12 protein-coding genes are annotated in these 14,275 nt (G+C 38.1%); 11 read left to right on the top strand and 1 reads right to left on the bottom strand.

Features of this window, described 5'->3' with window-relative positions:
* Positions 1–2 precede the first annotated feature (2 nt).
* From basE to basJ, 8 genes are all read left to right on the top strand, one after another.
* Positions 3–1,631: a (2,3-dihydroxybenzoyl)adenylate synthase BasE gene (basE, locus tag ACO6UW_RS01430; RefSeq protein WP_057062070.1), complete on the top strand. Its 1,629-nt coding sequence runs from the start codon at positions 3–5 to the stop codon at positions 1,629–1,631.
* A 17-nt stretch (positions 1,632–1,648) separates the two neighbouring features.
* Positions 1,649–2,518, top strand: coding sequence for an acinetobactin biosynthesis bifunctional isochorismatase/aryl carrier protein BasF (gene basF, locus ACO6UW_RS01425; RefSeq protein ID WP_001018264.1), 870 nt, complete (start codon positions 1,649–1,651; stop codon positions 2,516–2,518).
* A gap of 117 nt (positions 2,519–2,635) precedes the next feature.
* A complete protein-coding gene (gene basG / locus ACO6UW_RS01420; protein ID WP_032063040.1) occupies positions 2,636–3,787 on the top strand; it encodes an acinetobactin biosynthesis histidine decarboxylase BasG in 1,152 nt (383 codons plus the stop codon).
* A 245-nt stretch (positions 3,788–4,032) separates the two neighbouring features.
* Positions 4,033–5,643, top strand: a complete 1,611-nt coding sequence (gene barA, locus ACO6UW_RS01415) for an acinetobactin export ABC transporter permease/ATP-binding subunit BarA (protein WP_057062069.1) — start codon at positions 4,033–4,035, stop codon at positions 5,641–5,643.
* Entirely contained in the window at positions 5,640–7,235 is a 1,596-nt protein-coding gene (gene barB / locus ACO6UW_RS01410; protein ID WP_057062068.1) for an acinetobactin export ABC transporter permease/ATP-binding subunit BarB, read from the top strand. The genes barA and barB overlap by 4 nt, the downstream gene beginning before the upstream one ends.
* 72 nt (positions 7,236–7,307) lie before the next feature.
* Complete coding sequence (gene basH / locus ACO6UW_RS01405) at positions 7,308–8,042, top strand: acinetobactin biosynthesis thioesterase BasH (protein WP_057062067.1); 735 nt, start codon at positions 7,308–7,310, stop codon at positions 8,040–8,042.
* A 10-nt stretch (positions 8,043–8,052) separates the two neighbouring features.
* Positions 8,053–8,808, top strand: a complete 756-nt coding sequence (locus ACO6UW_RS01400) for a 4'-phosphopantetheinyl transferase family protein (RefSeq protein WP_057062066.1) — start codon at positions 8,053–8,055, stop codon at positions 8,806–8,808.
* A 125-nt stretch (positions 8,809–8,933) separates the two neighbouring features.
* Positions 8,934–10,103 carry an acinetobactin biosynthesis isochorismate synthase BasJ gene (basJ, locus tag ACO6UW_RS01395; protein WP_032005243.1) on the top strand — a complete coding sequence of 390 codons (1,170 nt, stop codon included), beginning with the start codon at positions 8,934–8,936 and terminating at the stop codon, positions 10,101–10,103.
* A 118-nt stretch (positions 10,104–10,221) separates the two neighbouring features.
* Here the strand turns inward: basJ and ACO6UW_RS01390 are convergent, their stop codons facing one another.
* The gene (locus ACO6UW_RS01390) at positions 10,222–11,463 is read right to left on the bottom strand and encodes a L,D-transpeptidase family protein (protein ID WP_017398631.1); all 1,242 of its coding nucleotides are present in this window, start codon (positions 11,461–11,463) and stop codon (positions 10,222–10,224) included.
* A 301-nt stretch (positions 11,464–11,764) separates the two neighbouring features.
* Here ACO6UW_RS01390 and hemE point away from each other — a divergent pair, with 301 nt between their 5' ends.
* From hemE to ACO6UW_RS01375, 3 genes are all read left to right on the top strand, one after another.
* Positions 11,765–12,838, top strand: coding sequence for a uroporphyrinogen decarboxylase (gene hemE / locus ACO6UW_RS01385; RefSeq protein WP_002118698.1), 1,074 nt, complete (start codon positions 11,765–11,767; stop codon positions 12,836–12,838).
* 6 nt (positions 12,839–12,844) lie between these two features.
* Positions 12,845–13,639, top strand: coding sequence for a DUF817 family protein (locus ACO6UW_RS01380; RefSeq protein ID WP_057062065.1), 795 nt, complete (start codon positions 12,845–12,847; stop codon positions 13,637–13,639).
* A gap of 145 nt (positions 13,640–13,784) precedes the next feature.
* The gene (locus tag ACO6UW_RS01375; RefSeq protein ID WP_002118800.1) at positions 13,785–14,255 is read left to right on the top strand and encodes a DUF3015 family protein; all 471 of its coding nucleotides are present in this window, start codon (positions 13,785–13,787) and stop codon (positions 14,253–14,255) included.
* Positions 14,256–14,275: the final 20 nt, after the last annotated feature.

Genomic DNA, 14,275 nt, shown 5'->3' with positions numbered 1-14,275 from the left:
TCATGAAAAATCAGTTGATTGAGTTTGTTCGCTGGTCTCCCGAGAGAGCGCAACACTATCGAAATAAAGGTTATTGGAGTGACCAACCTTTGACGCGCATTTTAACGGTAGGGGTTCAATCGCATCCGCATTCGCCAGCAATTATTTGTGGTGAGCGTCAGTTGAGTTATATCGAGCTGGACCGGCTATCAACAAATTTAGCTACTCGACTAGCTGAAAAAGGCTTGGGCAAGGGTGATACTGCTTTAGTACAACTTCCCAATGTTGCGGAGTTTTATATTGTCTTTTTTGCCTTGCTTAAAGCAGGCGTGGTTGTGCTCAATGCGCTATATAGCCATCGCCAATATGAACTAAATGCCTTTATTAAACAGATTAAACCTAAGCTTTTAATTGGTTCGCGTCAGCATGAAGTCTTTAGCAATAATCAATTTATTGACTCACTTCATGAAGTAAATTTAAGTCCTGAAATTATTTTGATGCTCAATCATCAAGCTACCGATTTCGGACTATTAGACTGGATTGAAACACCAGCAAAGACCTTAGTCGATTTTTCATCTACACCTGCTGATGAAGTTGCTTTCTTTCAGTTGTCAGGTGGAAGTACGGGAACACCAAAACTTATTCCACGCACGCATAATGACTATGACTATAGTGTGCGGGCCAGTGCCGAGATTTGCGGTTTAAACTCAAATACCCGGTTATTGTGCGCTCTACCAGCTCCTCATAACTTTATGTTGAGTTCACCTGGTGCATTAGGTGTTTTACATGCAGGTGGATGTGTTGTGATGGCACCAAATCCTGAACCGCTCAATTGCTTCTCTATTATTCAAAGACATCAAATCAATATGGCATCTTTAGTGCCGAGTGCTGTCATTATGTGGCTAGAAAAAGCCGCGCAATATAAAGATCAAATCCAGTCTTTAGAGTTGCTTCAAGTGGGGGGAGCAAGTTTCCCTGAATCTTTAGCCCGTCAAGTTCCTGAAATCCTCAATTGTAAATTACAACAAGTATTTGGAATGGCCGAAGGCTTGGTCAATTACACCAGACTCGATGACTCCGACGAGCAAATCTTTACGACCCAAGGGCGTCCTATCAGTTCTGATGATGAAATCAAAATTGTGGATGAACAGTATAAAGAAGTTCCGGAAGGTGAAATAGGAATGCTTGCGACTCGTGGTCCTTATACCTTCTGTGGTTATTACCAAAGCCCTGAACATAATTCACAGGTCTTTGATGAGGACAACTATTACTATTCAGGCGATCTCGTGCAGCGTACTTCGGATGGTAATTTACGTGTAGTAGGAAGAATTAAAGACCAGATTAACCGTGGTGGTGAAAAGATTGCTTCGGAAGAAATAGAAAAACTTATTCTTCTACATCCGGAAGTTATGCACGCAGCTTTGGTCGCAATTGTTGATGAACAATTTGGTGAAAAGAGTTGTGCCTTTATTGTTTCTCGAAATCCTGAACTTAAAGCTGTTGTGCTCAGACGCCATCTCATGGAGTTAGGCATTGCACAATACAAACTTCCAGACCAGATCAAATTAATCGAAAGTTTGCCACTGACCGCAGTCGGTAAGGTGGACAAAAAACAACTTCGCAGCATTTTAAATACATCTACAACATCTTAATAAATATTGAGCAGCATATGGCTATTTCAAAAATTTCTACTTATCTCATGCCCGAAAGAGAGAGTTATCCAAATAATAAAACAGACTGGCAGTTAGATCCTTCTCGAGCAGTTTTATTAATTCATGATATGCAGCGCTACTTTTTAAATTTTTACGATGCTGAAAGTGAATTAATTAAAACGGTTGTTAATCATTTAGTTCAACTAAGAACTTGGGCACATCAGAACAATGTTCCTGTTGTCTATACAGCACAGCCTTATGAACAGCCAGCGGCAGATCGAGCATTACTGAATGCGATGTGGGGACCGGGTTTGCCAGCCTCAACAATCGATCAGCAAAAAATTATTGATCAACTTTCTCCTGCTGAACATGACATTGTTTTAACGAAATGGCGTTATAGCGCGTTTAAACGTTCGGATTTGCTTGAAAGAATGCAAAACTGGAATCGTGATCAGCTCATTATTGGCGGTGTCTATGCCCATATCGGTTGTATGGTTACGGCAATTGAAGCTTTTATGAGTGACATACAACCCTTTCTTGTTGGAGATGCAGTTGCCGATTTTTCAGAAGAAGAACACCGCTTAGCTTTGAAATATGTATCTTCACGTTGCGGTCAAGTCGTGGATACCGAATCTGTAGTGGGACAGGTGGCAACAGGCATTACACGACCTTGGCTAGAGCAAAAGGTCCAGCAGCTTATTGAAGAAGATGAATTAGATCCAGAAGAAAACCTGATTCTTTATGGATTGGACTCATTACGAATTATGCAGTTTTCTTCGGAACTCAAAGCACAGGGAATCAATATTAGTTTTGAAGAATTAGGACGCACACCCACTTTATCAAATTGGTGGTCATTGGTTGATGCACGGCAAAGGATTGCAGGGTAGAGGGTTGCCATCATAAGGCATACGACAAATCCTGGTCGCTAAATTTATACATAAAATTTATATCTTTGATAGCGACTCCTTAGACGACTTGTAATCGTCATATTAACGGAGCAAAAAATGATTTTATCGCCTGCTGATCAAGAGAGAATAGAGACATTCTGGAATTACTGTTTAAAACATCAATACTTCAATATTGGATATCCTGAATCTGCAGATTTTGATTATTCCGCTTTATTCCGTTTTTTCAAATTCTCTATTAATAATTGTGGTGATTGGAAAGACTATAGCAATTACGCATTGAATTCTTTTGATTTTGAAAAAGATGTGATGGCGTATTTTGCTGAAATTTTTCAAATTCCCTTTGAAGAAAGCTGGGGATACGTAACCAATGGTGGCACAGAAGGTAATATGTTTGGCTGCTATCTGGCGCGTGAGCTATTTCCTGATTCCACATTATATTACTCAAAAGATACGCATTATTCGGTGGGAAAAATCGCCAAATTATTGCAGATGAAATCTTGTGTGATCGAATCATTGGATAATGGTGAAATCGACTATGATGATTTAATCCGTAAAATAAAAACCAATAAAGAAAGTCATCCCATTATTTTTGCAAATATTGGTACGACCATGACCGGCGCAATTGATGATATTGAAATAATTCAAGAGCGCTTAGCGCAAATCGGAATCATGCGCCGAGATTATTATATTCATGCCGATGCTGCCTTGAGTGGCATGATTTTACCTTTTGTTGATCATCCTCAAGCGTTTTCCTTTGCTCATGGCATCGACTCGATCTGTGTGTCTGGTCATAAAATGATTGGTTCACCGATTCCGTGTGGCATTGTTGTGGCCAAACGCCAAAATGTAGAGCGTATATCGGTAGATGTTGACTATATCTCTACACGTGATCAAACCATTAGTGGTTCTCGCAATGGCCATACTGTCTTGTTGATGTGGGCGGCAATACGTAGCCAAACCAATTTACAAAGACGGCAGAGAATTCAACATTGTCTAAAAATGGCCCAGTACGCAGTTGATCGCTTTCAAGCAGTGGGCATTCCTGCTTGGCGGAATCCGAATTCAATCACTGTGGTATTTCCGTGTCCTTCAGAGCACATCTGGAAAAAGCATTATCTGGCAACCTCTGGAAATATGGCTCATTTAATTACTACGGCACATCACCGAGATACACGTCAGATTGATAACTTAATTGATGACGTTATTTTTGATCTACAAGGTGCCTCTAAACGTACAGTTGGTTTTTAGTCATATCAACCAGAATGATTTAGACAAATCCATATTAATTTTTACAGTCTAGAAAATGATCTAAAAATATTTTGATAGGGTGGTTAGGAATTTTTTGATGCAATTAAAGTTTTTAAAAAAATACTTTTTATATGATTTTCTTATTCATGCTTTTTTAAAGCCGAAAATAGCAATTCTTGCCGGTCAATTGAAGCGAGATTTTATTTTAAGTACCGCTTTTTCTATGAATATAAAGAGAGATAAGCATGTCTGATTTAAAGTTATCTCATCTGATGACAGACTCTTCCTTGGCACCTGCACTCAAGCCAGCATTTCCTAAATTATTTGCAGGAACGCTTGCTGCCGTATTTTCAGGTTTAGCTATTTTAACTGCCCTGTGGGGCATGATTCAGTTGATTGGTTATTTATCTTCTTATTGGGTGATCTTTTCAGCGGTTTTTTGGATAGTTGGGGCAGCATTGGCAGCACTAGCTTCATGGTTAGTGCATGATGCAGAGGCTGGATTTTCGGCACGATTACGTCGTCAAATTGCTCATCATTTAATTCGGTTACCGACCACAACCCTATCAAAACAGGGTGACCAAAGCTTAAAACGATTGGTTTCCGACGATATCGCAACCTTACACCATATGGTGGCGCATTTACCGTCGGAAATTGCGATTTTTGCTGTAATCCCTTTAGTTTCTATTGTTTTATTAGTTGTGTTGGTTGGCCCGATGGCCCTTTGGGTATTATTACCTGGTGCAATAGCTTCACTCTATTATTTAATTATTGTTCCCCATGTATCAAAACGGGATGGCGCTGCGCGTATGCAGGTCATGTTAGATATTATTGGTTCTGCTGATGACTATGCGCGCGGCATTCGTGATAACCGAATATATGGGCAACAATCTGGCGCTTTAACAGCCTATACTCAAGCAGCACAAAATTTCACTCAAAATATGGTGTCTTGGGTGAGTAAAGTGGCAACACTTGCTGCTGTTGCCACTGCATTACTACAAGCTGTTGCAACCTTTGCCATAGCCTATTTTGTAGCTTATCAATACGACAGCATGACCTTGGCTGCAACACTTTTCTTTAGTTTGGCCATCGTGACACCTTCACTACGTTTAGGGCATGGTCTTGATTATGTCGCTGCTGGGCGAGCTGCAGCTAGTCGTTTATCTGCATTCTTAAAAGAGCCAGTACTCTCATCGGGCAATCTACAACAGATTGAGCAAGATGTAACACTTGAAATAGTGAATGCAAGCTTTGCAATTGAAAATCAAAAAGTATTGGATCGATTAAGTTATTCATTTCCAAAAAATTCAATGACTGCAATTACAGGGCCAAGTGGAGTTGGAAAAACAACCTTACTGCGAGCACTTGCTGGGTTCGCTGTATTGCAAGAAGGTGTCGTTCAATTAGCAAAAACAGATATTTTGCAATTACATGAAAAACTAAGACATGAAAAGGTTTTGTTTATTCCACAAGGTGGAGATGTATTACCGACCACAGTAAGAGAAAACTTGTCCTTATCTGCCGTTAATGCAAATGATGAACAACTTGAGCAGGCATTACTCAAGGCCCAATTAAAAGTAGATTTAAATGCAGATGCAACTTTACTTTCAGGCGGTGAAAAACAGCGCCTAGGAATAGCGCGTGCGTTTTTATCTTCAGCTCCTATTATTTTATTAGACGAGCCAACGAGCGCACTCGACCAGACCAATGCGACAAAAATAATATTGGAATTAAGCGACTTAGCTAAAAACCAGAATAAAACTATCGTCATGGTCACTCATGATCTTGTCTTAGCTGCTCATGCCGACAGCAGGTTAGTGCTTAACGGCCCAACTGACTCAGGGAAATCTTTATGAATACTGCTGCTAAATTAAATAAAGATCAGATTTTTTCGATGCTTCCTCGTGCAGCAAAACAAAAATTAATTATTGTTGGTATCGGATGGATCATTGTTGCAGCAATTGAAGCAATCGCATATACAGTATTGGCATTTGCAATTGTCAATCAATGGTCACCAAGCTGGGTTCTCATCAGTGCAATTGTAGCAATATTAGTGACAGTTATAGTCACTCGTGCTGGCTTCCTCACGGGTGTGCGTTTAGCAGGGGACCTATTTGCTGAGTTAGGCAAATCTTTAGCTCGTGCTAAGCTCTCTTGGTTTACCAATGAACAGCGTGCTCAGATTAAGACGATTGCTGGACAGGGAATTCCTGGGTTTATGAGTATTCCTGCTCATCAATTGCAAACCTTTTTACATGCGCCTTTTATGCCTTTGTTTCTCACAATAGGAATAGGCATGCTTGCCGGAGCAGGCGTAGCATTTGTCGCTTTAGGCTTACTTTTACTCTCTTTATTTGCTCAATTCCTAGCACAACGTGCACTCATGCATATTGATAAAAAACGTAATACTGCCGATTTAGCTGCTTCACAAGCAACGTTGGAATTGGTTGATCATGTTGAGTTATTACGCACAGCCGCGGGACCAGAACGTGCGGTCCAAAGGCTAGAACATCGTTGGGAAGAGCAAGAAGAGACATTAGTACGGATCAACCGTGCTGCTGCATTTGCAAGTTTTGTTGCAACCTTGGCAAGTGTTTTACCCATTGCAGGGATGGCAACATATCTGGTGATCGTTGGAGTCAATCATGCTGCTTTGGTATTGGCATTACTCGTCTTAATTGGACGTTCAGCAGCGCCGTTAGGTGAACTTGCTACCGCAGGGTTGCATATCAATGATTTGTTTGCCGCACTGCGCAATTTTAATCAGATCACCCATCCACCTGAGTTGCCTGAGCCATTATACCCTCAAATTCCTACTGGCCATCATATTTCGATACAAGACGTTAGCTATGCGCCAGCAATTGAAAATATATCTCTCGACATCGCATCGGGGAGCAGAGTATGGGTTACCGGACCAAGCGGTAGTGGTAAGAGTACTTTACTTGAATTGCTTACAAGGTTTGATGATCCACAAAGAGGAAAAATTACCCTGGGTGGCATAGCTCTTAATCAAATGAAATATGAAGATTTTGTCTCGAATATCGCTTATGTCACGCAAGAACCTATTTTGTTCACAGGTACACTCGCTGAAAATATCCGTTTAGGAAAATCTGATGTAACTGATGATGAGATAGAAAAGGCTGCAAGAGATGCCGCACTAGGGGCAATAATTGACCGCAGTTCAGAAGGAATTAATCAATCGGTGGGTAAACAAGGCACCGCATTGTCCGGTGGTGAACGTCAGCGGGTCGCAATTGCGCGAGCATTACTCAAAAATGCGCCAATTTTAATACTTGATGAAGCAACCTCTGCTTTGGATGAAGAGACTGAGCAGGAAATTGTTGCAACGATACGTGCTCTTTCTTCTACGGTTATTTTTGTGACACATCGTGACTCAGCTATTTGGCAACCGACTCAAACTATCAATTTAGCTTCAACTTCTGTTTAAAAAAATAGCGCAGAAATCTGATTTAAGCATTTTTTATAAAAGAAAAATGCTTAATATTTGGAGAATTCTTAAGTGAATAAACATCAATATAATATGTTCTGTTTACCGCCTGCGGGGAGTAGTGCGAGTATTTATCATCCATGGAAAAAGCAGATCTCTGACAATATTCGTATTATTCCTATTGAATATTCGGGTCATGGTATAAAAATAAATGAACCATTAATTGATGATCCTGATCTATTGGCTATGCAAATTGCCAATGAAATACAAGCTTATTCAGACACACCGTTTATTTTATTTGGACATAGTGTAGGAGGTGGCTTGATTTGGAAAGTACTCAATTATTTGAATGAAAAACCCATAATTGATCAGTTGAGATTAATCGTTATAAGTAGCCGACCTGAGCATTACTATATTCAACATATGCGGTACAAGCATGAGCTAACTGATGAAAAAATTATTGATGAATTAAAACGATACAATAATTTTCCTGATGAAATTGTAAATAATCAGGATGCACTCACATTCTTTCTCAAAATCATTCGTAACGACTTCTATCTTAGCGATCAATTACTAAGGGAGAACATACACAAGACTGAGGTTCCGATTGTTGCATTTTATGGCAAACAGGACCCTGATATTCCTAACAAAAGAATGATGGATGCATGGCAACAACACACAGAAAAGTGGTTAGGAAGTATTGAGTTTGAAGGGGACCATTTCTACTTTCTCAATCCCGAGACTCGAGTAAAGATGCTTGAAAACATTGCTGCCATCGTTGAAACATTGACCGTGAATATTGAATAAAGTGCAGGCTATGAATACGGAGAAGCCAGTAAATAGAGGGGCTAATTCATGTCTGGATGAAATAAATATTCAATATGAAAAGCTAACAGCTTTCGGGCTAGATATACATAAAGTCCAGCTCAGTGAAATCAAAGAAATACCTCAGCTTGATCATATCTATCAGGAGCTGAATATATTTCTTCCACCGAATATAAAAAGCTCACGCTTCATTCGTCAATTAGAGTTCTTGACGGGACGCTTAGCAGCAAAATATGCATTACAAAGCCTCAATTTACAACATTTTATTGTCTATCAAGGTAGACATGGGGAACCGCTATGGCCCGAAGGAGTGATAGGTGGGATTAGCCATGTTGGATCAAAAAAATCATGTCATGCCATCGCATATGCTAGAAATACCACGGTTCAAGAAAAAATATTTGGGATCGATATAGAGTCTCAAAAACATCATATTTTTTTTCAAAAGAAAGATGAATTTTATGATGTTTTTCTAAATAAAAACGAACAAGCAGAAATTGAAAAGCTGCAAAAAAAACAAGCATATTTATATTTGGTAATATTCTCTGCTAAAGAAAGTATCATTAAAGCAATTTATTTAAAATATAAGCAAATTATTGATTTTAAAAATATAAATTTTAAACAATTAGATGGCGAGTTTCTTTATTTTTACCTTAGTCAAGAAAGTTCAATCGAGATAAATCTAGAGATTAAAGTTCAATTTTTTTTTACAAATAACGAGATAATTACAATTTCTTGCATTGAAAACTAATTTTATTATTGATAATAATAATCATTTGCATTAATGTGTGTTTCAGTATTTTTATACTCCTATATTTAAAAAGAAGTACTACAGAATTTGCTTGAAAAAAAATCAATGTGAGAGGTGATATACAGATGATGCAGACTCAAATATCAGTAGAGCAAAATTTAGATCATATCGGTCAAAAGAAATTTTCATGTTTCTCTACGAAAAATTATTATCTCGAAGTGAACGAATTCGTTAAAACGCTAAATACACCTGCAGCAAATACCGCACTATTTAATGATGAGATTGCAAAATGTTTTGAAGAAATTAAAAAGCAAGGCCATCAAAATCCAGTTTTAATTGGTGCTATACCTTTTGATATTACAAAGAAAAGTAGCTTAAATTTTTATGCTGATCATAAAAAAATAACACAAGCATCTTCTACGATTAACTCATTAAAAAAACGTAATAACATTGAGGTAATTAATAAATCATTACTCATTCAACGCCAAAAATTTGAAGGTACAGTACAGTTAGCTTTAGATGCTTTTGAAAAAAAGAAGGTAGAAAAAGTTGTTCTTTCTCAGGCTGTTGAATATGAGTTTAACCATCATCAAGAGCCAGAAAATTTATTGGCTGCTTTATTAAAACAAAATCCAAATGCTTATAATTTTGTGATTCCAGTAGAACATAATAATTATATTCTAGGCGCAAGCCCAGAACTGCTTTTATCAAAACAAGGTCGTATTGTAACCAGTAATCCTTTGGCCGGTTCTAGGCCCAAATCACCGATTTCTGAAAAAAATTTCGTCAGCCAACAAGAATTAAATCATTCTGAGAAAGACCAACATGAACATCGAATTGTGGTTGAAAATATTATTAGAAATTTAGCCACTCATTGTGTAGAGCTTAAGGTTTCTGAATTTCCAGATATTTTAGAAACATCAACAATGCTGCATTTATCATCAGAATTCCAAGGTATGCTCAAACAACAGGCACCGAATGCATTAAACCTTGCATTAGAATTACATCCAACACCAGCGGTTTGTGGTTCACCAACTCATGTTGCTAAGCAGTTTATTTTAGATCATGAAGGTTATGACCGACATTATTACACGGGGTTAGTAGGCTGGATGGATGCCGAGGGTAATGGAGAATGGGTAGTGACGATTCGATGTGGTCTACTCAGTGAAAATAAAATGCGCTTATATGCTGGTGCGGGGATTGTGGAAGGATCAGATGCTGAAGCTGAATGGTTAGAAACAGAAGCTAAAATGCAAACCATGTTGAATATTCTAAATACAAAAATTGCTGTGTAATTAGTAAACCTAGGCTGGTTTTATTTTTATAATCAAAACAATAACTAAGTATTCTAGTGAGATATAGTAAAAATTTAATAAAAAAGCCTGCGTAAAGCAGGCTTTCTTTTTAGATGGATTACTCAAGGAATTTAACAGTTACGCCTGAACGTACTTTATTACCTAAATCATTAGCATCCCAGTTCGTTAAACGGATACAACCGTGAGAAGCTGTTTTAGAAATTAAAGACGGGTTTGGTGTCCCGTGAATACCAAAAGATTTTTTACTTAAACCAATCCAGATATTACCTACAGGTGCATTTGGACCAGGTGGTAAAGAAAGAGGTTTCAAGTTTTTACCTTGAATAAAGTTTGATGGTGAGTAGCTATACCAAGGATTACGAGCCACACCAACTACCTTGTAAGTACCGGTCGGAGAAGGCGTATCAGTACTGCCAATTGTTGCAGGAAATGACGCAATCATTTGGTTACGGCTATTGAAGAGATACAATTGTTTTGCACCTTTATGCGCAATAATCAAATGAATGTCTTCTGGTAAATCATTGCGTACGTTTGGAACAATGATTTTTTCACCCGCTTTTTTGAATGTTGCTGTTGGATTGATTGTTTTTAAGAAAGCTTCATCGATATGAAACTTTTCGCCCAACATTTCGCTAACACGAGTGTAATACAAACCTTTCATTTTAGCCTGTAAAGCATAATCAGAAGGAATTGATTGTGCATATGGGCCTTTTAAATCAGCATCAGTAATGGTGTATTCAATAAATGAAGGTTTTGTTTGCTTAGCAACTAATGCATCCCAAGTTTCTTTAGTCAGTTCACCAGTAGGTGATAAACCATTCATTTGCTGGAATGAAGAGATTGCTTTTAAAGTGTTTTTGCCACTCATACCGTCAATTGCACCTGGTGATGCATGTGCATTATTTAGCATGACGTGAGCACGAGCGTAAACTGGAAACTGGCCTTTACCAATATTTTCATACCATTCAGCCGAATTTAAGCTATCTAATGTCCAAGAAACTGCTGGAGCTGAAGTCTTTGCAGTTGTTGTGGTCGTTTTAGCTACGGCTACCGGTGCTGAAGCGGCAATACCTGAATCAGCATTTTGGTCTTCAGTTTTTTGCAAATTTTGTAATGTTGTTGACGCTCGATTTAAGTCACTTTGTTCTTGAGCGGTAATTTGTGTCGAAGCTTGAGCTTTTACAGTTGAAGCTGCATCTACTGCTAAAGGATCAATCGGATCTTCTACAGGAGCTGATACCTTTTTAGGGTTCAGGGGTTGCTCAGTTGTTGAAGCAGCAAAAGCAACATTAGCAATAATACAACTTAAACTCATAGCGAGTAATGAGCGAACAAACATGTAATTCAACCTTAAGAATTTTCATATAAGCAATAGGGGCATGATCTAATCTAAAATTGCATAAAATTACCAATAACTCATCTCTATGAGCCCAAGATTGGCAATTTAGTGGTTAAAAGAATATCAATAGACCCGATGTAACATGTTGCAAGTATTGCAGAAAACCTTGCTGCTTGCAGTAGACTTTTGTGTAAATATGCATTTTTTAGTAGATTGACGAGTTTTTTGTGTGAAATTGAAATTATAAAAATCTTTATGTTTTTGATATGATGCTGCCACATAAAGAATATAGAGATTGGTAATGACGACTTTGAAAAATGATCGTTTCCTACGAGCTTTGTTACGCGAACCTGTAGATACCACACCGGTATGGATGATGCGTCAAGCAGGACGTTATTTGCCTGAATATCGTGAAACACGTTCAAAAGCAGGCGACTTTCTATCTCTATGTAAAAATACAGAATTTGCTTGTGAAGTGACTTTGCAGCCTTTACGCCGTTACGATTTAGACGCAGCAATTTTATTTTCAGATATTTTAACAATTCCTGATGCATTAGGCTTAGGGCTTTATTTTGAAACGGGTGAAGGCCCTAAGTTTCAAAAAACTGTTCGTACTGAACAAGATGTCGCGAATTTACCCAAGCTAAATGCAAAGTCAGACCTTGATTATGTGATGAATGCAGTAAGCACAATTCGCTCTGCTTTAGGTGGCCAAGTTCCACTGATTGGTTTTTCTGGTAGTCCTTGGACATTAGCAACGTATATGGTTGAAGGTGGTTCAAGTAAAGAGTTCCGTTTTACCAAGCAGATGATGTACGCGCAACCAGAAATTTTGCATGCTTTACTTGATCATCTAGCAGATTCAGTTACTGACTATTTAAATGCTCAAATTGATGCAGGTGCTCAGGCTATCCAGATCTTTGATAGCTGGGGTGGGGCATTAGCACATCGTGAATATGTCGAATTCTCTTTAAACTACATGAATAAAATCATTGCTGGTTTGCAACGTGAGAAAGATGGTCGCCGTATTCCTGTTATTGTTTTCACTAAAGGTGGCGGTCAATGGTTAGAGCCAATGATTACGACTGGTGCAGATGCATTAGGTTTAGATTGGACTACTCCACTTAATACAGCTCGTAATATTGTGTCGGGACGTGTAGCGCTACAAGGTAATCTTGACCCTGCTGTTTTATATGGCTCGGCTGCTTCAATTGAAAAAGCTGTAAAAGCAATGTTAGACGATGCTTATGCAAACGGTGAAAAAACAGGTTACGTTGCTAACTTAGGCCACGGTATTACCCAGTGGGTAGACCCTGCGCAACCAAAAATCTTTGTAGATACAGTACATGAGTATAGTGCTAAATATCTAGGATAGTTTTTTGTGCGCCATCTGATTTTACCCATTCATTTTATCGGCAAGGCTGTTTCGGCAGCCTTGTTTGGTATTCTACTTTTAATTGCTTTTGCTTTAACAGCACCGATGGGAAGCCATGAATATATGGGTTTTTATCGTTATGATTATTTACTCATCTATGCAGTGCTGATTCAGATCTGTCTTTTATATTTAAAACTTGAATCATGGGCAGAAGCTAAAGTTATTGCTTTATTTCATGTCATGGCGATGGTCATGGAAATATTTTTAACGCATCCTGCGATTGCATCATGGCAATATCCTCAGCCTGCGGTATTTAAAATTTTAACTGTGCCTTTATTTGCAGGCTTTATGTATTCGGCTGTAGGTAGTTTTTTTGCGCGATCACTCCGATTATTTAAGGTTTCTTTTGAAAAACTTCCAAGTTTTGGAACGATGCTTTTACTCGCATTTTTCTCATATATAAACTTTATGAGTAAATTTTTTGTACCTGATATTCGCTATATTTTATTTGCGATCAGTATTTTTATTTTTTGGAAGACCAAACTTTATTTTCAGCTAAATGAATATAAATTTAAAATCCCGATGTTACCTGTATTGTTGACCCTCGCTTTTCTAATCTGGATTGCTGAAAATATTAGTACTTTTTATAAAATCTGGCTCTATCCAAGTCAGGTAGATGCTTGGCATATGGTAGGTTGGGGTAAACTGGGGTCATGGTATTTATTATTACTTTTAAGTTTGGTTCTCGTGCTTAAAATATTAGGTCATCGAGATAATCAAGGTAACTGGAATCTAAGGTAAATTTTTTCGTTAGCACTTTTCATCATATTATTTATTTTTTAATTGCTAAATCACAGCCTTCTCGCTATCTTTAATATCGTGTAATAAGAATTACACATAACAATACATAAGAAACAATCAATAATGATTTTGGAGATATACATCTATGTTAAAAAAATTAGCTTTAGCTGCTTTGTTAGCAGCTGGTTCAAGTGTTGCTATGGCTGATAACGATGTAGGTTGTGGTGTGGGTACGCAAGTATGGGCTGGCCAAAAAGGAGTGGTGCCTAAAATTCTTGCTGCAACAACAAATGGTATTTTTACTAACCAATTACTAGGGATTACTTTTGGTACTTTAGGCTGCCGTCAAGGCGGAACAGTAACTGCGCAAGTGGTTACATTCACAAATGAAAATGCTGAAGCTTTAGCACGTGATATGGCAGTAGGCCAAGGTGAAAGCCTGAACGTACTTGCTGAGTTAATGCAAATCAAACCTCAAGACAAAGATCGTTTCTTTAAAGTTTCAAAAGCAAACTTTGGTGAAATCTATTCTGCAAATAATCAAAATACGCTTCAAGTTTTAGCATCATTACAAACAGTAATGGCTAAAGATGACGTTTTAAAAGCTTACGTATAAGTTTGAAACTGAAAACCCTG

The sequence above is a fragment of the Acinetobacter sp. JADD-222 genome (assembly GCF_049310645.1).
This window is presented reverse-complemented; position numbering and strand designations above follow the sequence as displayed.

Excerpts from the sequence above, each read along its gene's own strand:
- basE (WP_057062070.1), top strand. The coding sequence starts at position 3 with ATGAAAAATCAGTTGATTGAGTTTGTTCGCTGGTCTCCCGAGAGAGCG.
- basF (WP_001018264.1), top strand. The coding sequence starts at position 1,649 with ATGGCTATTTCAAAAATTTCTACTTATCTCATGCCCGAAAGAGAGAGT.
- basG (WP_032063040.1), top strand. The coding sequence starts at position 2,636 with ATGATTTTATCGCCTGCTGATCAAGAGAGAATAGAGACATTCTGGAAT.
- barA (WP_057062069.1), top strand. The coding sequence starts at position 4,033 with ATGTCTGATTTAAAGTTATCTCATCTGATGACAGACTCTTCCTTGGCA.
- barB (WP_057062068.1), top strand. The coding sequence starts at position 5,640 with ATGAATACTGCTGCTAAATTAAATAAAGATCAGATTTTTTCGATGCTT.
- ACO6UW_RS01400 (WP_057062066.1), top strand. The coding sequence starts at position 8,053 with ATGAATACGGAGAAGCCAGTAAATAGAGGGGCTAATTCATGTCTGGAT.
- basJ (WP_032005243.1), top strand. The coding sequence starts at position 8,934 with ATGATGCAGACTCAAATATCAGTAGAGCAAAATTTAGATCATATCGGT.
- ACO6UW_RS01390 (WP_017398631.1), bottom strand. The coding sequence starts at position 11,463 with ATGTTTGTTCGCTCATTACTCGCTATGAGTTTAAGTTGTATTATTGCT.
- hemE (WP_002118698.1), top strand. The coding sequence starts at position 11,765 with ATGACGACTTTGAAAAATGATCGTTTCCTACGAGCTTTGTTACGCGAA.
- ACO6UW_RS01375 (WP_002118800.1), top strand. The coding sequence starts at position 13,785 with ATGTTAAAAAAATTAGCTTTAGCTGCTTTGTTAGCAGCTGGTTCAAGT.